This window comes from Bradyrhizobium sp. Ghvi (assembly GCF_900115265.1).
Taxonomy (GTDB): Bacteria; Pseudomonadota; Alphaproteobacteria; order Rhizobiales; family Xanthobacteraceae; genus Bradyrhizobium.
In genome coordinates this window covers 257,871-277,054 of the sequence record NZ_FOVU01000002.1, presented here as the reverse complement: position 1 = coordinate 277,054, position 19,184 = coordinate 257,871, and the positions used below count along the sequence as shown (strand labels likewise).

General features: G+C 64.4%; 18 protein-coding genes. 7 read left to right on the top strand and 11 right to left on the bottom strand.

What is annotated here, in order from left to right:
• The first annotated feature begins 5 nt into the window (after positions 1-5).
• Together BM374_RS08020 and lpxB are read left to right on the top strand one after the other, a co-directional pair.
• Positions 6-863 (top strand): LpxI family protein, encoded by an 858-nt coding sequence (locus tag BM374_RS08020; protein ID WP_177248225.1) that lies wholly within the window; start codon positions 6-8, stop codon positions 861-863.
• The gene (gene lpxB, locus BM374_RS08015; protein WP_092290768.1) at positions 860-2,041 is read left to right on the top strand and encodes a lipid-A-disaccharide synthase; all 1,182 of its coding nucleotides are present in this window, start codon (positions 860-862) and stop codon (positions 2,039-2,041) included. The genes BM374_RS08020 and lpxB overlap by 4 nt, the downstream gene beginning before the upstream one ends.
• Here the strand turns inward: lpxB and BM374_RS08010 are convergent.
• From BM374_RS08010 to gltX, 9 genes are all read right to left on the bottom strand, one after another.
• A complete protein-coding gene (locus BM374_RS08010; RefSeq protein WP_092290766.1) occupies positions 2,038-2,805 on the bottom strand; it encodes an SDR family NAD(P)-dependent oxidoreductase in 768 nt (255 codons plus the stop codon). The two genes, lpxB and BM374_RS08010, sit on opposite strands and share 4 nt — an antisense overlap.
• Positions 2,802-3,917 (bottom strand): ABC transporter ATP-binding protein, encoded by a 1,116-nt coding sequence (locus tag BM374_RS08005; protein WP_092290764.1) that lies wholly within the window; start codon positions 3,915-3,917, stop codon positions 2,802-2,804. The genes BM374_RS08010 and BM374_RS08005 overlap by 4 nt, the downstream gene beginning before the upstream one ends.
• Before the next feature lie 10 nt (positions 3,918-3,927).
• The gene (locus BM374_RS08000; RefSeq protein WP_177248169.1) at positions 3,928-4,785 is read right to left on the bottom strand and encodes a carbohydrate ABC transporter permease; all 858 of its coding nucleotides are present in this window, start codon (positions 4,783-4,785) and stop codon (positions 3,928-3,930) included.
• A complete protein-coding gene (locus tag BM374_RS07995) occupies positions 4,778-5,653 on the bottom strand; it encodes a carbohydrate ABC transporter permease (protein ID WP_092291850.1) in 876 nt (291 codons plus the stop codon). The genes BM374_RS08000 and BM374_RS07995 overlap by 8 nt, the downstream gene beginning before the upstream one ends.
• A 50-nt stretch (positions 5,654-5,703) precedes the next feature.
• Complete coding sequence (locus BM374_RS07990) at positions 5,704-6,990, bottom strand: ABC transporter substrate-binding protein (RefSeq protein ID WP_092290760.1); 1,287 nt, start codon at positions 6,988-6,990, stop codon at positions 5,704-5,706.
• Positions 6,991-7,044: 54 nt separating this feature from the next.
• Positions 7,045-8,223, bottom strand: coding sequence for an ROK family transcriptional regulator (locus BM374_RS07985; protein ID WP_177248168.1), 1,179 nt, complete (start codon positions 8,221-8,223; stop codon positions 7,045-7,047).
• 127 nt (positions 8,224-8,350) lie between these two features.
• A complete protein-coding gene (locus BM374_RS07980; RefSeq protein WP_244552546.1) occupies positions 8,351-9,049 on the bottom strand; it encodes a hypothetical protein in 699 nt (232 codons plus the stop codon).
• Between the two features lie 100 nt (positions 9,050-9,149).
• Positions 9,150-10,454: a citrate synthase gene (gene gltA, locus BM374_RS07975; RefSeq protein ID WP_092290757.1), complete on the bottom strand. Its 1,305-nt coding sequence runs from the start codon at positions 10,452-10,454 to the stop codon at positions 9,150-9,152.
• Between the two features lie 145 nt (positions 10,455-10,599).
• Positions 10,600-12,027 (bottom strand): glutamate--tRNA ligase, encoded by a 1,428-nt coding sequence (gene gltX, locus BM374_RS07970; RefSeq protein WP_092290755.1) that lies wholly within the window; start codon positions 12,025-12,027, stop codon positions 10,600-10,602.
• A 67-nt stretch (positions 12,028-12,094) separates the two neighbouring features.
• On the opposite strand from gltX, the gene BM374_RS07965 reads away from it, so the two are divergent.
• The 5 genes from BM374_RS07965 (at position 12,095) to BM374_RS07945 (ending at position 17,530) form a co-directional block, all read left to right on the top strand.
• Positions 12,095-12,682 (top strand): NAD(P)H-dependent oxidoreductase, encoded by a 588-nt coding sequence (locus tag BM374_RS07965; protein ID WP_092290753.1) that lies wholly within the window; start codon positions 12,095-12,097, stop codon positions 12,680-12,682.
• A gap of 78 nt (positions 12,683-12,760) precedes the next feature.
• Positions 12,761-14,440: a glutamine--tRNA ligase/YqeY domain fusion protein gene (locus tag BM374_RS07960; RefSeq protein ID WP_092290751.1), complete on the top strand. Its 1,680-nt coding sequence runs from the start codon at positions 12,761-12,763 to the stop codon at positions 14,438-14,440.
• Positions 14,441-14,449: 9 nt separating this feature from the next.
• Positions 14,450-14,836 (top strand): YybH family protein, encoded by a 387-nt coding sequence (locus tag BM374_RS07955; protein WP_092290749.1) that lies wholly within the window; start codon positions 14,450-14,452, stop codon positions 14,834-14,836.
• A 79-nt stretch (positions 14,837-14,915) separates the two neighbouring features.
• Positions 14,916-15,149, top strand: coding sequence for a DUF2171 domain-containing protein (locus BM374_RS07950; protein ID WP_015685840.1), 234 nt, complete (start codon positions 14,916-14,918; stop codon positions 15,147-15,149).
• 98 nt (positions 15,150-15,247) lie between these two features.
• On the top strand, positions 15,248-17,530 hold the full coding sequence (locus tag BM374_RS07945; RefSeq protein WP_092290747.1) for a ComEC/Rec2 family competence protein: 2,283 nt from the start codon (positions 15,248-15,250) through the stop codon (positions 17,528-17,530).
• A 10-nt stretch (positions 17,531-17,540) separates the two neighbouring features.
• On the opposite strand, the gene BM374_RS38475 is transcribed toward BM374_RS07945, so the two are convergent.
• On the bottom strand, positions 17,541-17,975 hold the full coding sequence (locus BM374_RS38475; protein WP_128966473.1) for a hypothetical protein: 435 nt from the start codon (positions 17,973-17,975) through the stop codon (positions 17,541-17,543).
• Between the two features lie 478 nt (positions 17,976-18,453).
• Entirely contained in the window at positions 18,454-19,155 is a 702-nt protein-coding gene (lexA, locus tag BM374_RS07935; protein WP_092291848.1) for a transcriptional repressor LexA, read from the bottom strand.
• Between the last annotated feature and the right edge of the window lie 29 nt (positions 19,156-19,184).

The following is a 19,184-nucleotide window of genomic DNA, read 5'->3' as shown; positions in this document are numbered from 1 at the left end:
CGGACATGACATCGGCGGCTCCTGCGATTTCATCACCGATCGGCGTGGTCGCGGGCGGCGGCGCCATGCCGTTCGCAGTTGCCGAGTCGCTTGCCGCGCGCGGGATCACGCCGGTGTTGTTCCCGCTGCGAGGCGCCTGCGATCCGCTGCAGGTCGAAAAATTCCGCCATCGCTGGATCTCGGTCGGCCAGCTCGGCCGCGCCATGCGGCTGTTCCGCGAGGAGGGCTGCCGCGACCTGATCTTCATCGGCACCTTGGTGCGACCCTCGCTTACCGAGATCCGCTTCGACATCAAGACGCTGCGGCTGCTCGGCAATGTCGTCCGCGCCTTTCGTGGCGGCGATGATCATCTGCTGTCCGGCGTCGGACGGCTCCTCGAGCAGGATGGCTTTCGCATGGTCGGAATCAAGGACGTCGCGCCCGACCTGCTGATGCCGGAAGGCTGCATCACTCGCGCCTGGCCTGCCGACAAGGCCAAGGGCGACATCGAACGCGGGCGCGCGGTGCTCGCCGCGCTCGGGCCGTTCGACATCGGTCAGGCCGCGGTGGTGATCGACGGCCATGTTGTGGCGGTCGAGGATATCGAGGGCACCGATGCGCTGCTGGCGCGGGTCGCGCGGCTGCGCGAGGAGGGCCGCATCCGCGCCGCCACGGGACGGGGCGTGCTGGTGAAGGCGCCCAAGAGCGGCCAGGACCTGCGCTTCGACTTGCCGACGATCGGCCCGCGCACGATCGAGGGCGCCGCCAAGGCCGGCCTTGCCGGCGTTGCTGTCGTCGCCGGCAACACCATCGCCGCCGAGCCGCAGGCAATGATCGCGCTCGCCGACGCCAAATATCTCTTCGTCGTCGGTTTGCCCGCATGATGCAGATGCGCGATCCCATCAGGAAGATCTTTCTGCTCGCCACCGAGGAATCCGGCGACCGGCTCGGCTCGGCGCTGATGAAGGTGCTGCGCCAGCGCCTTGGCGACGGCGTGCAGTTCGTAGGCGTCGGCGGCCGCACCATGGCGCGCGAGGGGCTCGAGACGCTGTTTCCGATCGAGGAGCTGTCGATCGTCGGCTTCGCGGGGGTGCTGCAGCAGCTGCCGAAGATCCTGCGGCTGCTCCGCGAGACCGCGGACGCCGTGACGGATGCCGCACCGGATGCGCTCGTCATCATCGACAGCCCCGACTTCACCCATCGCGTCGCCCGCCGCGTCCGCGCGAAGAATCCTGATATCCCCATTATCGACTACGTCTCGCCCTCGGTCTGGGCCTGGCGGCCGGGCCGGGCGCGCGCCATGCTCGGCTATGTCGATCACGTGCTCGGTCTGCTGCCGTTCGAACCGGAGGAATATCGCAAGCTGAAAGGGCCGCCTTGCAGCTATGTCGGCCATCCCCTGATCGAACAATTGTCCTCGCTGCGACCTGATGCGGACGAACAAAAGCGCCGCGACAGCGAGCCGCCGGTTCTGCTGGTGCTGCCGGGCAGTCGTCGCAGCGAGATCCGGCATCATCTCGGGCTGTTCGGCGCGGCGCTCGGACGATTGCGAGCGCAGGGCGTCGCATTCGAATTGATGCTGCCGACCATGCCGCATCTGGAGGCCACCGTCCGCGAGGGCGTAGCGAGCTGGCCGGTCAAGCCGCAGATCGTGGTTGGCGAAGCCGAGAAGCGCGCCGCCTTCCGGATCGCGCGCGCGGCGCTGGCGAAGTCCGGCACCGTGACGCTGGAGCTGGCCCTGTCGGGCGTCCCGATGGTGACTGCCTATCGCGTCGGGGCGATGGAGGCCTTCATCCTTCGCCGCGCGATCCAGGTGTCCTCGGTGATCCTTGCCAATCTCGTGATCGGCAAGGACGTGATCCCTGAATTTTTGCAGGAGGACTGCACGCCGGAGAAGCTCGCCGGCGCGCTGTCCGAGGTGCTGGCGGACACGCCGATGCGCCGGCAGCAGGTCGAAGCCTTCGCGCAGCTCGACACCATCATGTCGACCGGCAACAAATCGCCGAGCGTGCTTGCCGCCGACATCGTGCTGGCGACGATGCGGAAGCAACGCGCGAGCTAGGCCAGGCCGCCGTCCACCCTGAAGCACTGGCACGTGATGCGCTGGCTCGCATCTGAGGCGAGGTACAGCGCCATGTCAGCAATATCCTCCGGCGTCACCGCATCGGGAATGGCCTGGCGGCTGCGCATTTCGGCAATCTGCCGCTCGTCCGGATACCACAGCTTTCGCTGGCGCTCGGTGATCACCATCCCCGGTGCAATCGCGTTGACGCGAATGCGGTCTGCACCGAACTTGCGCCCCAGCGAGTTGGTGAAGCCGACGATCGCTGCCTTGGCCGCGGCGTAGACCGGCAGGGCCGGCGCGCCGCGCATCCAGGCCACCGAGGACATGTTGATGATCGAGCCGCCGCCGCGCGCCTGCATCTGCGGCACCACGGCTTGCGCCGCAAAGAAGACGTGCTTGAGATTGACGCCGATCGTCCAGTCGAAGTCCGCAGGCGTCACGTCCGCAAGCACCTGACGCTGGTCATTGGCGGCATTGTTGACGAGGACCGCGGCGTCACCGAGTGATCCCCGCACCTTTGCCAGCGCGGCTCGCAGGGCGTCGATGTCCAGGAGATCGCAGGGCACGAACAGCGGTGCGGCACCGGAAGCTTTCGCCACCTCCTGCGCCAGTGCTTCGCCGGCCTGCGTGTCGATATCGAGGAAGGCGACGCGCGACCCCTGGGCGGCGAAGGCGCGGACGAAGGCGGCACCGATGCCGCTGGCGCCTCCGGTGATCAGCACCACGCGGTCCGCGAGGCCGGCATAGCTTGTCTTGGTCATGCGATCAGTCGCTCCGTCTCGGGGTCGAACAGGCAAATTCGGCGGGTATCGAGTGCGAAGGAGGCGGTAGCACCCGGCGCGGGCCGGATGTCCGGCGAGATCCGCGCCTGCGCCGGCTCGCCGCCAAGTCGCAACAGGACGATGGTCTCCGCGCCCGTAGGCTCGACCAGCTCGACCGGCGCGGTGACGATGACCGGCGCGCCCATGGCGCCCGAGAACACGCGGTCCCCCTCGGCGATGCATTCCGGCCTGATCCCGAGCACCACCTCGCGGCCGATATAGGGCGCGGCCGCCTCATAGCCTTGCAGGCGGAGGCGGACCTCGTCCGGCCGGCCTGCGCCGATCACCACCACAGGTCCGCTGCTGTCGGCCTCGAGCCGGGCCGGCATCGTGTTCATCGGCGGCGAGCCCATGAAGCGGGCGACGAACAGATTGGCCGGATAGCGGTAGACCGTATCAGGATCGGCGAACTGTTGCACCACGCCGCGATGCATCACGGCGATGCGGGTCGCCATCGTCATCGCCTCGATCTGATCGTGGGTGACGTAGATGATGGTGGCACCAATGCGCTGGTGTAGCCGCTTGATCTCCATCCGCATCTCGACGCGCAGTTTGGCGTCGAGATTGGAGAGCGGCTCATCGAACAGGAAGAGCAGCGGATCGCGCACCAGCGCCCGCCCCATCGCGACACGCTGGCGCTGACCGCCAGACAGTTGTGAGGGCTTGCGGGCGAGCAGCGGCTCGATCTGGAGCAGTTTGGCGACATTCGCCACCGCCTTGTCCTGCTCCAGCCTTGGGACGCCGCGGCATTCCATGCCGAAGGTGATGTTCTGGCGCACCGTCATCGAGGGATAGAGCGCATAGGACTGGAACACCATGGCGATGTCGCGGTCCTTGGGCGGGACGTCATTGACGATCCGGCCGCCGATCTCGACCGTGCCGTCGCTCGCGCGATCGAGCCCGGCGACGATGTTGAGCAGCGTGGACTTGCCGCAGCCGGACGGTCCGACCAGCACGGTGAACTCGCCGCTCTCGATGTCGAGGTCGATGCCCTTGAGCACCTCCAGATTGGCATAGCGCTTGGACAGCGCGCGAATGCTCAGGGCTGTCATGAAAGATCCATCATTTCACAGCCCCGGCAGTGAGGCCGCGTACAAAATACCTGCCGCCAAAGAGATAGATCAGCAGTGTGGGCAGTGCCGCGATGATCACCGCAGCACTCTGTACGCCGTGATGCGGGATATCGGCGACCGCGGCAGACAGCGCGATGAGCGCGGCCGTCACGGGCTGCTGCTGGCCGGTCGTGAAGGTCACGCCATAGAGGAATTCGTTCCAGATATGCGTGAACTGCCAGATCACGGTGACGATCAGGATCGGCGAGGAAAGCGGCAGGATGATGCGCCAGAAAATGCGAAAGAACCCGGCGCCATCAACGCGTGCGGCCCGGATCAATTCGTGGGGAATGGCGATATAGTAGTTTCGGCAGAACAGAACAGTGAAGGAGAGGCCCTGGATCGTGTGGATCAGCACGAGACCCGTCAACGTGTTGATCAGCCCGATGTCCCTCAGCACGATGGTCCAGGGCAAGAGACGCATCTGCTGGGGCAGAAAAAGGCCAAGGGTGACGATGCCGTAGACCCAAACATCGCCGCGAAAACGCCAGAGCGACACGGCATAACCGGCGACAGCACCGAGCAGGGTCGAGAAGATCGTCGCCGGGATGGTGATGAGCGCCGAGTTCAACATGTAGGGCCGAATACCGGCGCAGGTCTCCGCGACGCAGAAGCCGCTCCAGGCGAGGGCGTAATTGCCCCAGGCCAGGTGCTGCGGCCAGCCGATCATCGAACTCTGCGCGATCTCCTCATCGGTCCGGAGCGAGTTGAGCACGACGACAACCAGCGGGGCGAGGTAGGCGGCCGCGAACAATGTCACGACGAGATAGATCAGAGCCCGGCTTGGGGCGAAGCCTTGGTCACGCATGCGCAGACTGCCGTCGCCGGAGATAACGCCATGCTGCATAGGGCAGCAGCACCGCAAGAAGGATGAGCAACATCAGCACCGCCGCCGCCGCGCCCCGGCCGAGCTGACTGCGCTGGAACATCAGATCGTAGACGACGAGGGCCGGCAGCTGCGTCGCGATCCCTGGCCCGCCATTGGTGAGTGCGCGGACCAGGTCGAATGCCGAGATCGCGAACTGCAACTGGACAACGACGACTGTGATGGTGATCGGCCAAAGCGTCGGCAGAACGACGCGCCAATAGGTTCTGACAGGTCCGGCGCCGTCGATCTGCGCGGCCTTGATGATGTCGGCGTCGACGGAGCGAAGACCGGCCAAGAACAGGGCCATGGCGAAGCCCGAAGATTGCCAGATTGCTGCAATCACGATCGTCCAGATCGCCATGTCGCGGTCGACCAGCCAATCGAACTTGAAAGTTATCCAGCCGAGATCGTGGACGAGCTTCTCGATTCCGATGCCGGGATTGAGCAACCAGCTCCAAACCGTGCCCGTCACGACGAACGACACCGCCAGCGGATAAAGAAAGATGGTTCGCAGCACGTTCTCGCCGCGAATGCGCTGATCGAGCAGGATCGCGAGCAGGAGGCCGGTGACCAGGCTGAACAGCACGAAAGCGGTGCCGAACAGCAGCAGATTGTCGAAGGCGATCTGCCAGTTCCGCGACGCGAGGACCGCAGTGTAGTTGCGCAGGCCCACCCAGCCCGTAACCGGAACAAGGGTGGAGGGCGTAAACGAAATCCAGATCGTCCAGATCGAAAACGTAATGAGGTGCGCTGCTGATAACAGCAGCGGCACCCAGATCATTAGAAACTCGGGCAGCCGGCGCAACATCTCGGAGGTCGCCGACTGGCCCGGCCGTGTTGCAGTCGAGACGACGTCGGTCAACGCGCGCCCTCGACGGCGTCGGCGAGGCGGCTGACCGCCTGCTCCGGCTTGATCGATTTGTTCTTCACATACTCGGTGATGACGTCGATCATCGCAGCCGTGAGGCCGTTTTCCTGGGCCATATTGTGCGCGAGGCTCAGGACGGCCTGATTGTTGCCCACGGCATTCTTCAGTGCGGCCGCCGTCGTCCGTTGACCATCCGACCAGCCCTCGCCGGACAGATCGACATCGGTACGCACGGGGATCGATCCCGTGATCTGCGAGTACATGGTCTGGATCGTCGGATCCATCACGAGCTGCGCCATCAACATCTGGCCGGCCTGGAGGTCGGCTTCCTTGCGCTGCCAGAAGATGAAGGCATCGGCATTCAACAGGAACACCGGCTTGCCATTGTCGCTGGGACCCGGAACGATGACGTAGTCGTCGAATTTGAAACCGGCGTTTTTCAACACGCCCTGCGCCCAGCCGCCCATGATCAACATGCCCATGTCGCCGTCGACGAAGCGCTTCAGATTGGTGGCATAGGGCTGTGCGCCAACATTGGGGTCACACCAGTCGGCGATCTTGCGCGTCTGCGCGAAGGCTGCCTTGATCTCCGGTCCTTCCAGGGCCTTCTTGTCGAGATTCATGATGGCTGCGCGATATGCCGTCGGGCTGATGCCGGCGAAGGAGGCCTCGAATTTTTGCCCGTCATCGGGACGGGTGCCGCCGTTGGCGAGGGGATAAGTCATTCCGGCCGACTTCATCTTCTCGGCGAGGGCATTGAAGTCGGCCCAGGTGACCGGCGGCTTATCGGCCTTGGCTTTGTCCATCGCGCGTTTGGAGAGAAATAGCATGTTGGTGCTGTAGATCTGCAACGGCAGCGCGATCCACTTGCCCGCCGGCTTGTGCAATTTTGCAAGATCCGGCGCGACGACTTTCTCGTAACCGGCAGCCGCGACCGCGGCGTCGAGATCGACCGTCGGGGCAATCTTCGACCAGGCCGCAATCTCGGGGCCCTTGAGTTGCGAGCAGGCCGGCGGATCGCCGGCGATGATCTGAGCGCGCAGCTTGTTCATCATCTCGGTGGTGAAGCCGGGAACGGGCGAGTGCTGCCAGACGCCGCCCTTCTCCTCGAACTTCTTGCCGAGCGCGGTGATCGCCGCGCCGTCGCTGCCTGCGGACCATTGCGAGATTACGGTCAGGCGTGGCTTGACCGCGCCTTGCGCGCGGGCAAAGGCCGGTAGCGCGAGCGCGGCAGCAGATCCAGCGAGCAGACGGCGCCTTGTTGTCGTGATCGGCATGGCAAGTTCCTCCCGGTGTGAAAGTTTTGGCGCAAGCGCAGCATTCAGGCCATTTCAGGCGGCCTCCGTCGATGCGGCAGGCATGCCGCCGCTTCTGGCCAGGCAGAACGCGGCGAAGGCGAGCGCTGCCTGCGGATCGTTGCCATTCGAGGGCGGCACGAAGGCGAGGGACACCTGCGCCGATTTGCGGCCACCCAGAAGACACGCATCGATCCCGTCGATGACGGCCCTTCGGTCGTTTTCCGCTAGAAGCGAGGGCCAGCCGCTGATGACGACGCCACGGCAAGGCTTCACGTTCAGCGTGTTGCCGATGGCGAGGCCAAGCCTGAACAGCCGCTGACGCAATTCCCGGCGCACCCGCGATGTGAGGGGGATCGTGGTCACCCATTCACTGCCGAGCTGGACCAGCTCGGCTTCGGTGGTGCACAGAAGCTCGGCCAATGCCGGCAACGACGTATAGGCTTCGACGCAGCCGTGGTGACCGCAGCGGCAACGCGGGCCGCCGGGCTCGAACACCATATGGCCGAGCTCAACCGGCTGCAGAGCATCGCCCTCGCTTGGATCATCCATCCAGGTTCCCGCGACGCCCTGGCCGACAAAGACGAACAGATGTGCGTCGCTGAAGGGATAGTTGTCCGTGCGACAACGATGGAAAGTGGCGTGGGCAACCACTGAATTGGTGAAAGCGACAGGGACTTCCGGGAACAATTCGGCGAACATCTCGCCGATCCGTTCGACGTCACAGGGAATGATCGGGTTGCCTGATACGCTCAGCCGCCCCAAGCCCGGAATGGTGACACCGATCTGTGCGAGCCGGATGCGCCGCTGCCGCGTTGACTCGCGCAGCAAGGTCGACGCTTCGCGAAACACCCGGCCAACCGACTCGGGTGTCGGCTGTTTCGGTAACGGCACGCGCTCGCTGTAGTGCAGTTCTCCCGCCAGGCCGCCGACACCGACGCTGAGGTGCTGGCTGGTCAGCTCGAGGCCCGCAAGCGCGATGGCGCCATCAAGCGAGACGAGGCCCGTCGGACCGCCGACGTAAGGCGCAGGGCGCCTGATTTCCTCGATCAGGCCTTCGGCTTTCAGGTCAAACAGGATGCGCGACAGGCTTGCTTCAGACAGGCGCACGGCTTTTGCCAGCGGCGGGCGGAACGAGCCGCCGGACTGAAGCAAATGCGTCAAAATGGCAGCGCGCGTCTGCCGCCGACTTCTCGGCTGCTCCGGCATTTCCATCCCTGTTTTCATTCTTACTTAGTGTAAGAATTTGCGCGCGGAGCGTCTTGCCTGTCAAGCGTCTGCGGACATGATGCGTCGACTTGTTGTTGTGCGTGGCAGCAAGGCCAGACAGCGTAACACCGCGTCAGGACAGGCGCGTGACGTCGACGAGGATCCGCTTGCGATTGTTCGGGTCGACCAGGACGGGCAACTCGCATCCAGTGGCGGTACGATGTTTGCGGCGGCTTGAGCTGCTGAATGACATGCGCGTGACCGCTTCCCAGCCCGTTCCGCCGTCGGGATCGCTCACGCGGACCGTGATGTCCCATGTTCCGCCCGGTGCACTGCTCGGCCCTGCCTCGGACGCGGTCAGGACCGTCGCGGTGGTCGGGACCAGACCGAGGGCTGCGGCACCGCCCGCGAGCGCGATCTCCGTCTGCTGGGGTGTGAGGCCGTTGACCAGCGACGACGATGCTGCGGCGTGCTCCACCTCGCGCCAGACTAACGGCCGGCGGTCGCCGGCGCCTGCCTCCTGCTCGCCGCGCAATTGCGCCGCAAGCTTTTCGGCGGCTTCCGGCCCGGTCGATACCAAGTCCCACTCGATCCTGAAACGCGTGGGATCAGCGAGGTCCACGGTCACGGGAAGCATCATCCCTGGGTGCGGCCATTTCCGTTTGGGCACGTCATGCCCGCTGTACTGCACGGCCGTCGCGGCGAGACGTTCGGCGGTGATGACCCCATCAATCTCGCACCGAGGGTAGAGAACCATCTCGCCGCCCGCATCAGGGAAGGGCGAGCAGGCCACGACCTCCAGCCATCCATCCACCGGGTTCGTGATCCGCATCCGCCGCCCCGTGCTCTACTTATTCGTCTTCGTATCTCGGCAAACAAAAACGGCGCCATCGTGAGATGGCGCCGTCTTCAGAGCCGTTTTGGCCAAAGCCTTACTTGCGATCCTTGATCGCGACGTAGTCGCGGCGGGGGACGCCGGTGTAGAGCTGGCGCGGACGGCCGATCTTCTGCTGCGGGTCCTCGATCATCTCGCTCCACTGGCTGATCCACCCGACGGTGCGGGCGACCGCGAACAGCACGGTGAACATGGAGACCGGGAAGCCCATCGCCTTCAGCGTGATGCCCGAATAGAAGTCGACGTTCGGGTAGAGCTTGCGGTCGATGAAATACTGATCGCTGAGCGCGATCTTCTCGAGCTCCAGCGCCACCTTCAGCATCGGATCGTCGCCATGGCCCATTTCCTTGAGCACGGCGTGACACATCTTCTGCATGATCTTGGCGCGCGGATCGTAGTTCTTGTAGACGCGGTGGCCGAAGCCCATCAGGCGGACTTCAGAGTTCTTGTCCTTCACCTTGGCGATGAACTCGGGGATCTTGTCGACCGTGCCGATCTGATAGAGCATGTTCAGCGCGGCCTCGTTGGCGCCGCCATGTGCCGGGCCCCAGAGGCAGGCGATGCCGGCCGCGATGCACGCGAACGGGTTGGCGCCCGAGGAGCCGGCAATGCGCACGGTCGAGGTCGAGGCGTTCTGCTCGTGGTCGGCGTGCAGGATGAAGATCTTCTCCAGCGCGTCGGCCAGGACCGGGCTGACCTTGTAGTCCTCGCAAGGAACCGCAAAGCACATGTTGAGGAAGTTCTCGGCGAAGCCGAGCGAGTTCTTCGGATACACGAAAGGCTGGCCGACGGTGTACTTGTAGGCCATCGCGGCCAGCGTCGGGATCTTCGCGATCATGCGCATGGAGGCGATCATGCGCTGCTTCGGATCGTTGATGTCGGTGGAGTCGTGATAGAACGCGGCGAGTGCGCCGACAGCGGCCACCATGATCGCCATCGGATGGGCGTCGCGGCGGAAGCCCTGGAAGAACCGGGCCATCTGCTCGTGCACCATCGTGTGATGGGTCACGCGGTAATCGAAATCCTTCTTCTGCGCGGCGGTCGGCAGATTCCCGTAGAGCAGGAGATAGCAGGTCTCCAGGAAGTCGCCGTGCTCGGCGAGCTGCTCGATCGGATAGCCGCGGTATTCGAGCACGCCCGCGTCACCATCGATATAGGTGATCTTCGATTGGCAGCTCGCGGTCGAGGTGAAGCCGGGATCGTAGGTGAACAGGCCGGACTGGCCGTAGAGCTTGCCGATATCGACGACATCGGGCCCGACGCTGCCGCTGAGGATCGGGAGATCGTAATTCTTGTTTCCGACCGTTAGCGTCGCGGTCTTTGGGCTGTCTTTTGCGTCCATCAGAGGTCCCCGATGTATGGTGAAACGGGCCGGAGCCGGAGTCCCCCAAGGCAGAAGATGGGGCAGGCCGGATGTTCCAGAATGTACGGCAAGATGGGTATATTATTGCTGTGTGCGCTGCAAGATGGCCACTCGCATAGCCTACTTACGTCGTAGCCTGATCCTTGAGCCGGCCCAGGCTTTCCTGGCGTCCCAGCACGTCCAAAACCTCAAATATACCAGGTGACGTCGTGCGTCCTGTCAGTGCCGCTCGCAAAGGCTGGGCGACCGCGCCGAGCTTGAGGCTATTTTCCTCGGCAAAAGCGCGTAGCGCGGCTTCCGTCGAGGCGCTGCTCCAGCTCTCGACATTCTCCAGCGCGGAATGCAGTTGGCCGATCAGCTTGCGGTTCTCGGGCGTCAGCAGCGCTGCCGCCTTGGGATCGAGTTGCAGCGGGCGGTCGGCGAAAATGAAATAGGCGCCGTCGATCAGCTCGAGCAGTGTCTTGGCGCGCTCTTTCAGGGCCGGCATGGCCTTGAGAAGCTGGGCCCGGGTGTTGTCGTTTAACTTGGCCTTAATCTCGTCGCGGGCGGGCACGACATGATCCAGCACGTCCTCGAACATTTTCACGAGCGATTGATCGTCGGCGTGGCGGATGTAATGGCCGTTGAGGTTTTCCAGCTTGGCAAAATCGAACCGGGCGGCGGCGCGGCCGACGCTGGCAAGGTCGAATGCGGCGATCATCTCCTCGGTCGAGAATATCTCCTGGTCGCCATGGCTCCAGCCGAGGCGGACGAGGTAGTTGCGTAGCGCAGACGGGAGGTATCCCATGGCGCGGTAGGCATCGACGCCGAGCGCGCCATGCCGCTTGGAGAGCTTCGAGCCATCAGGGCCGTGGATCAGGGGAATGTGGGACATGCTCGGCAACGCCCAGCCCATCGCATCATAGATCTGCTTCTGGCGGGCGGCGTTGATCAGATGGTCGTCACCGCGGATGACGTGGGTGACGCCCATATCGTGGTCGTCCACGACCACGGCGAGCATGTAGGTCGGATTGCCGTCACCACGCAAAAGCACGAGATCGTCGAGGTTCTCGTTCTGCCAGACCACGCGCCCCTGCACCTGGTCCTCGATCACGGTTTCGCCGGTCTGCGGCGCGCGCAGGCGGATGGTCGGCTTGACGTCGGGTGGAGCCGTCGCCGGATCGCGGTCGCGCCACATGCCGTCGTAGAGACGGGTGCGGCCCTCCGCGCGCGCCTTCTCGCGCATGGCAGCGAGCTCGTCTGCCGTGGCGTAGCAGCGGTACGCCTTGCCGTCGGCAAGCAGCTGCTCGGCCACCTCGCGGTGGCGCGCGGCGCGGCTGAACTGGTAGATGACCTCGCCATCCCAGCCGAGCTCCAGCCACCTCAAGCCGTCGAGAATGGCGCCGATCGCGGCCTCGGTGGAGCGCTCACGGTCGGTGTCCTCGATCCGCAGCAGCATCTTGCCGCCGTGCTTCTTCGCATAGAGCCAGTTGAACAGCGCCGTGCGGGCGCCTCCGATATGGAGGAAGCCGGTCGGAGAGGGCGCGAAGCGCGTGACGATTTGTGTGGTCATTCGATAGCGAGCAAGAGGGGTAAAGCTGTGGGGCGACCGTGTATCATAGGGATGGGAGATTTTGCCAATGCTAATCCAGGTCGTTCATAGCCATCCCGTTACCGACAGCTACAATCATGCGCTGTTCCAAACCATCGTCGAGACGCTCGGGCGCCGGCATGAGGTCATCGCGACCGATCTTTACCGCGAGGGCTTTTCCCCCGCGATGACCGCAGCGGAGAGGCGCAGCTATTATCAGAGCCCCTACGCGGACGAAGCGGTGGCAGACCTCGTCAAGCAATTGCGGCACGCCGACGGCATCATCTTCTGCTTTCCGCATTGGTGGTTCTCGATGCCCGCCATGCTCAAGGGTTATTTCGACCGGGTCTGGGCGCCCGGAACGGCATTTGCTCACGATCTGGAAGGCGGGCGCATCCGGCCGTTGCTGACCAATATCCGCCTGTTTGGCGTCGTAACGAGCTATGGCTCGCCGTGGTGGCTGACCCGGATCGTCATGCAGGACCCTGGTCGCAAGGTGCTGTTTCGGGCGCTGAAACCGATGTGTGGGCCTCGTGTTCGCTCGTTCTACTTGGCGCATTACGACATGGATCGCTCCACGTCGGCGTCCAGAACTGCCTTTCTCGCGCGCGTGCGGGCCAGGATCGCCGAAGTTTGATCGGGAGCCCGGCATGGGGCTTGGCCTGACGGCACGAATTTGGCAGAAGAACCGCTGATTTCCCTACAGGATTTTAGGATGAGCACAGAACCGGTGGCGACTGAGGTTGGGCGCGATTTCATTCGTGACATCATCCAGGCCGATCTCGATCAGGGCAAACACAAGGAGATCGTGACCCGGTTCCCGCCGGAGCCGAACGGGTACCTGCATATCGGCCATGCCAAGTCGATTGCTCTCAATTTCGGCATCGCGCAGGAGTTTCCGGGCCGCTGCCACTTGCGGTTCGACGACACCAACCCCGTCAAGGAAGAGCAGGAATATATCGATTCCATTCAGGCCGACGTGCACTGGCTCGGCTACGATTGGGGCAAGAACCTGTTCTATGCCTCCGACTATTTCGATCGACTGTACGAATGGGCGGAGCAGCTGATCCGCGACGGGCTCGCTTACGTCGACGACCAGTCTCAGGAAGAGATCCGCACGTCTCGCGGCACGCTGACCGAGCCCGGCAAGAACTCGCCGTTCCGCGGCCGCAGCGTGGACGAGAATCTCGACCTGTTCCGCCGCATGAAGGCGGGCGAATTCCCGAACGGCGCGCGGGTGCTGCGGGCCAAGATCGACATGTCCGCGGGCAACATCAATCTGCGCGATCCGGTGCTGTACCGCATCCTGCATGCGCATCATCCGCGCACCGGCACCAAGTGGAGCATCTATCCCAGCTACGATTATGCCCACGGCCAGTCGGACGCGATCGAAGGCATCACGCATTCGATCTGCACGCTGGAGTTCGAGGATCACCGGCCGCTCTATGACTGGTTCATCGAGAAGCTGCCGGTGCCGTCCAAGCCGCACCAGTACGAGATGGCGCGGCTCAATTTGACTTACACGCTGCTGTCCAAGCGCGTGCTGACCCAGCTCGTTCGCGACGGCCATGTGGCCGGCTGGGACGATCCGCGCATGCCGACCATCGCGGGCATGCGCCGCCGCGGCGTGCCGCCGGCTGCCTTGCGCGAATTCGTCAGGCGCATCGGCGTCGCCAAGGCCAACAGCGTGGTCGATGTCGGCATGCTGGAGTTCTGCATCCGCGAGGAGCTGAACCGCACGGCGCAGCGACGCATGGCCGTCTTGAAGCCGCTCAAGGTCGTGATCGAGAACTATCCTGAAGGGCAGACGGAGGAGCTCGAGGCGATCAACCATCCCGATGATCCCTCCGCCGGCACGCGCAAGATCACGTTCGGCCGCGAGCTCTATATCGAGCAGGACGACTTCATGGAGAATCCGCCCAAGAAGTTCTTCCGCCTGTCGCCGGGCAACGAGGTGCGGCTGCGCTACGCCTATTTCGTCAAATGCACCGGCGTGATCAAGAACGACAAAGGCGAGGTGGTGGAATTGCGCTGCACCTATGATCCCGCGACCAAGGGCGGCAACGCGCCCGACGGCCGCAAGGTCAAGGCGACCATGCATTGGCTGCCGGCAGCAACGTCCGTGCCCGCGGAGATCCGCGTCTACAACCAGCTGTTCGCCAATCCGAGCCCGGACGCCTCGAACTTCGCGGCCGACCTCAATCCGAACTCGCTGGAGATACTCTCCGACGCGCGGGTCGAGGCCTCGGTTGCCGAGAGCAATTCAACCGAGCCGATGCAGTTCGAGCGCCAGGGCTATTTCGTGCGCGACAAGGACTCGACGCTCGCCAAGCCGGTGTTCTCACGCACCATCGGCTTGCGCGATACGTTCGCCAAGGAAGTCGCCAAGGGGTGAGAGACGACAATGAGCAGTGAGGCCGGCGCCATCGTTTCCGCAATCATCGCGAAATGGTGCGCCGGCTTCGCAACGCTCGACGCCGCCGCGCTGTCATCGCTCTACGCCAAGAACGCGTTCTTCTTCGGCTCCAATCCAAGACTCTATCGGGGCAGGGACGGCGTCGCCGACTATTTCAACGGCCTGCCGCGCTGGCGCAAGCCTAGCGCGGCGTTCTCCGAGGTGGAGGCGGCGCAAGCGGGGCCGGACGTGATCAACATGGGCGCAATCATCAATTTCGATTTTGCCGGCGAGCGCCCCGATCTCGTCGTGAAGATGAGTTGGGTCCTCATGCGCGAGGACGGTGACTGGAAGATCGTCAATCACCACGCCTCGGCGAAGGAACCACTGATCTGACGCACGGTATCGTCATTCCCGAGATCGAAACGAACCCGCGGCCCCCGCGTTGAAGTGGGTCCCAACCAGGAAGCCCACCATGCAGAACATCGCGGAGCATATGGAAGTCATCGGCGCTGATGGCGTCCATGTCGGCACAGTCGACAAGGTCGAGGGTAACCGCATCAAGCTGACCAAGAAGGACAGCGGCGAGGGCAGTCACAAGGGCCACCACCATTTCATCGACAAGGGCCTCGTTGCCGGTGTCGAGGGCAACAAGGTCCGGCTATCGGCCAAGGCGGATGTGGCCGTGACGATGGAAGAGGAAAAGTAGGGCTGGGGCCCCTTCGTTCCTGATCCGTACCGCTATTCGGCGACCTGCACGTTCCGGTAGCCTCTGCGCCCGTCTGATATCGCAGGGGTTGCTAAGGAATGGCGGAGCCGGGCCGGGCGCGGCGTGCCTCACAAGGGATCGCCGGCACTTGGCCGGCGGGGCCGAGCACGTCGGCCGGCGGCTTCGCGCCGGCGGGCTTTGGCGTGTGGCCCGCGATCGTCGGGACGCTGCGGGAATGGGCCAGGGCTGAAGCCGGCGCCGGACGGCTATTCCCCTGGGTGCCCATCGCGTTCGGCTCCGGCATCGCACTCTACTTTGCCGCCGATCATGAGCCCGTGCTGTGGATCGTCGCCACCACGGCAGTGGCGCTGGCGTTTGGTGCGGTCCTTTTGCGGCGGAGCCGACTGTTTGCATCCGCGATTCTGATCGCGGCGGTCGCGGCCGGCTTTGCCATGGCGACCTGGAAGACGGCACGCATCGCGCATACGGTGCTGGCAAAGCCGCTTTATTCGGTGTCCCTGTCGGGCTTCGTCGAGACCCGCGACATTCGCGAACGCACCGACCGTTTCGTGCTGCGGGTCACGGCGATGGAGGCACAGCGCAGCGACGTGAAGCTCGATCGCGTCCGCCTCTCCGTGCGCAAGGGGACGGCGCCCGATGTCGGCAGTTTCGTGCAGCTGAAGGCCCGGCTGATGCCGCCGCTCGCGCCGCTGCGGCCCGGCAGCTACGACTTCTCGCGCGACATGTTCTTCCAGGGCATCGGCGCGTCCGGCTTTGCGATGGGGGCGATCACTGTGAGCGCGCCTCGCGATGCCGGCGGCTGGGGCTTGCGTTATTCCGCTTTCATGCAGGGCCTGCGCGATGCGATCGATGCGCGCATCCGCGCCACGCTCGATGGCGACAACAGGGCGATCGCCACCGCGCTCCTGACCGGTCGCCGCGATGCGATCACCACGCCCGTCAACGACGCGATGTTCATCTCCGGGCTGGGCCACGTCCTCTCGATCTCCGGCTACCACATGGCCGTCGTCGCCGGTGTCGTGTTCTTCACCGTTCGCGCGCTGCTGGCGCTGATCCCGGGCCTGGCTGTCGGCTTTCCGATAAAGAAATGGTCGGCCGCCGCGGCGCTGGGCGCGTCCGCATTCTATTTGCTGCTCTCGGGCGCGGAGGTCGCAACGCAACGATCGTTTTTCATGACCGCGGTGGTGCTGATCGCGGTGGTGGTGGATCGTCGCGCGATCACGTTCCGCACCTTGGCGGTGTCGGCGCTGATCGTGCTCGCGGTTGCACCGGAGGCGCTGGTGCATCCGAGTTTTCAAATGTCGTTCGCGGCGACGCTTGGGCTGGTGGCGCTGGTGCAGATCGGCATGCCGAACCTGTTCGCATCTCCCGATCATTCGACGACCGCGCGGATCGCGCTGTGGGGCGGTCGCGAGATCGCGATGCTGTTCATGGCCTCGATGATCGCGGGGCTCGCGACCACGCCTTATGCCGCCTTCCACTTCCACCGCGTCACGCCTTATGGCGTGCTCGCCAATCTCGGTGCCATGCCGGTGGTCTCCGCGTTGGTGATGCCGGCCGGGTTATTGGGATTGCTCGCCGCACCGTTCGGACTGGACGGTGTGTTCTGGTGGTTGATGGGGATTGGCATCGACTGGATGATCGTGGTCACGCGCTGGGTGGCTGCGCTGCCCGGCGCGGTCGGCCATGTTGGCGCCTTCGGTACTGCGCCGCTGGTCGCTGCGAGCCTCGGCCTCATCCTGATGGGCCTGCTGCGCACGCCGCTGCGCTGGTCGGGCGCGCTCGTGCTGCTGGCGGCGACCGTCTGGGGTCTGTCGGTTCGGCAGCCCGACATTCTCATTGCCGGTAACGGACAAAACGTCGCGGTGCGGGGCAGGGACGGGCAGCTGCATCTGATCAGGACGAACAAGGACGCTTTCCTGCTCAAGGAGTGGCTCGCGGCGGATGCCGACTCTCGCGATGCCGGCAGTGCCACGCTCGGTGACGGGGTGTCGTGCGACGACGCCGGTTGCGTTGCACCGCTCGCCGATGGCCGCATGGTTGCGCTGGCACTGCACATCGACGCGCTGGCTGACGATTGCAGCCGGGCCGCGCTGGTGGTGACATCAAGGCCTGCGCCGCCGGATTGCGCAGCGATGGTGGTCGATCGGGCGCGTCTCGCACACCAGGGCGCGCTGGCGCTGACGCAGCGCGGCGACGGTTTTGCGATTCAGTCGGTGAAGGCGAGGGGCGCAAACCGCCCCTGGTCGCCGGCAGCAGCCGGCGAAGGAGATTTCGAGCTGACCCTCATGCCAAGGTCGGTGGCGCCACGCGCTCGGGACGCAACTCCGTCGGAGGCTGACCTTCAGGCCGAGGACTAAAACCGGTCTTTCAGCCGATCGGCAGACGCGGCGGCGTCGGACGACTGTCGGCGATGATCTGCGGCTTGTGCTCGCGCTCGCCGAGCGGCTGGGTCACGGGCAGTTGCAGCACGGTCGCGCGTTGGCCTTCGACGAGCTGGGTCACCAGGACATACTTGCCATCGGGAAATTCGATCGCGTCGTGATGACGATCGGGAACGTGCGGATCGATCTTGCCGAACTTGCCGACACGCGAGTTGACGGTGCGCGTCCAGATCCACCTGTTGTCGTAGCGGACGTTGTCGGCGAAGGCGAGCTCCGTTCCCGGCAGCAGGCAGACCGCAACCGACATGTCGGCTTCGGAGGCGAAGCCGCGTGTCGAGGTGCCGCGGAACGTTGTCGTGACGATGGTCTCGCCAACTTCTGCGGGACGCGTCGCGACGGCATGCAGGCTATAGTCACACATCGGGTGCTCCTCTATCAGGATAGCAACCCATGCCTCTGTCCTGAGGCATAGGCCTCTATCAGAGTGTAAGCCCGTGAGGCTCTGCTTGGTTGTAGGCAAATCTGCGGCTTGGGTCAGCCGGCCATAATCACAATATCTTTCCCGAACCTCTAGGAACAAAGGCCGCTCCGGCGCATTCGGCAGACCTTCTGCAGCAATCTCCGGCCGGTGCCGGCCAGCCCGAATGAGGCCTCGCTTCGTTGCGGCCTGCCGGGGAGTTGGCGCCGAGAGGTGGCCGGATAATCTGTGTGCAAACCAGAAAGACTATCCAGCCGGGAGCGGACCGCTCCATCAGTTGATCGTGCGTGAGCGCCTAAAGTGCTACGCGCTTTGGTCCATTATTGGAGCATGATCTCCGCGCAAACACGTTCCGCGTTTGTCGCGAGGGAAAACGGCTGTGCAGTTTGCGCTCGCGCGGCTCTCCGGGTTCGGATCGTGCTCAGTACTTCCGGTACAGCCCGATCAGCTTGCCCTGGATCTTCACCCGGTTGGGCGGGAGGATGCGCACCTCATAGGCGGCATTCGCCGGCTCCAGGGCGATCGAGGCGCCGCGGCGGCGGAAGCGCTTCAAGGTTGCTTCCTCGTCGTCGATCAGGGCGACCACGATATCTCCGGTGTCGCAGCTCTCGTTGCGCTGGATCAGCGCCATGTCGCCGTCGAGAATGCCGGCATCGACCATCGAATCGCCGCGCACTTCGAGCGCGTAGTGCTCGCCAGCGCCGAGCATGTCCGGCGGGACGCTGATGGTGTGGCTGCGGGTCTGCAGCGCCTCGATCGGTGTACCAGCCGCGATCCGGCCCATCACCGGCACTGCGACAGGGCGCTCGCCCTCGTCGGCGGGCGGGCTCGATGTCGCGCGTACCTTGCCGAGATTGCCCTCGATCACGCTCGGCGTGAAGCCGCGGCGGTTACCGGCGGCGGCCTGGAGCTCGGGCAGCTTGATCACTTCGATCGCACGGGCGCGGTTCGGCAGACGACGGATGAAGCCACGCTCCTCGAGCGCGGTGATCAGGCGGTGGATGCCCGACTTCGAGCGCAGATCGAGCGCGTCCTTCATCTCGTCGAAGGAGGGCGGCACGCCGCTTTCCTTCAGTCGCTCGCTGATGAACCGCAGGAGCTCGTATTGTTTGCGCGTTAACATCTCGACCAAAATCCCCCTGACGATGTCGT

Bases quoted from the DNA above. Each gene is read 5' to 3' on its own strand.
- BM374_RS08020 (WP_177248225.1), top strand. From the start codon at position 6: ATGACATCGGCGGCTCCTGCGATTTCATCACCGATCGGCGTGGTCGCG.
- lexA (WP_092291848.1), bottom strand. From the start codon at position 19,155: ATGTTAACGCGCAAACAATACGAGCTCCTGCGGTTCATCAGCGAGCGA.
- BM374_RS08005 (WP_092290764.1), bottom strand. From the start codon at position 3,917: ATGACAGCCCTGAGCATTCGCGCGCTGTCCAAGCGCTATGCCAATCTG.
- BM374_RS07980 (WP_244552546.1), bottom strand. From the start codon at position 9,049: ATGCGGATCACGAACCCGGTGGATGGATGGCTGGAGGTCGTGGCCTGC.
- BM374_RS08010 (WP_092290766.1), bottom strand. From the start codon at position 2,805: ATGACCAAGACAAGCTATGCCGGCCTCGCGGACCGCGTGGTGCTGATC.
- BM374_RS07945 (WP_092290747.1), top strand. From the start codon at position 15,248: ATGGCGGAGCCGGGCCGGGCGCGGCGTGCCTCACAAGGGATCGCCGGC.
- gltX (WP_092290755.1), bottom strand. From the start codon at position 12,027: ATGACCACACAAATCGTCACGCGCTTCGCGCCCTCTCCGACCGGCTTC.
- BM374_RS07965 (WP_092290753.1), top strand. From the start codon at position 12,095: ATGCTAATCCAGGTCGTTCATAGCCATCCCGTTACCGACAGCTACAAT.
- BM374_RS07995 (WP_092291850.1), bottom strand. From the start codon at position 5,653: ATGTTGCGCCGGCTGCCCGAGTTTCTAATGATCTGGGTGCCGCTGCTG.
- BM374_RS07950 (WP_015685840.1), top strand. From the start codon at position 14,916: ATGCAGAACATCGCGGAGCATATGGAAGTCATCGGCGCTGATGGCGTC.
- BM374_RS07985 (WP_177248168.1), bottom strand. From the start codon at position 8,223: ATGGAAATGCCGGAGCAGCCGAGAAGTCGGCGGCAGACGCGCGCTGCC.
- BM374_RS07960 (WP_092290751.1), top strand. From the start codon at position 12,761: ATGAGCACAGAACCGGTGGCGACTGAGGTTGGGCGCGATTTCATTCGT.
- lpxB (WP_092290768.1), top strand. From the start codon at position 860: ATGATGCAGATGCGCGATCCCATCAGGAAGATCTTTCTGCTCGCCACC.
- BM374_RS07955 (WP_092290749.1), top strand. From the start codon at position 14,450: ATGAGCAGTGAGGCCGGCGCCATCGTTTCCGCAATCATCGCGAAATGG.
- gltA (WP_092290757.1), bottom strand. From the start codon at position 10,454: ATGGACGCAAAAGACAGCCCAAAGACCGCGACGCTAACGGTCGGAAAC.
- BM374_RS08000 (WP_177248169.1), bottom strand. From the start codon at position 4,785: ATGCGTGACCAAGGCTTCGCCCCAAGCCGGGCTCTGATCTATCTCGTC.
- BM374_RS07990 (WP_092290760.1), bottom strand. From the start codon at position 6,990: ATGCCGATCACGACAACAAGGCGCCGTCTGCTCGCTGGATCTGCTGCC.
- BM374_RS38475 (WP_128966473.1), bottom strand. From the start codon at position 17,975: ATGTGTGACTATAGCCTGCATGCCGTCGCGACGCGTCCCGCAGAAGTT.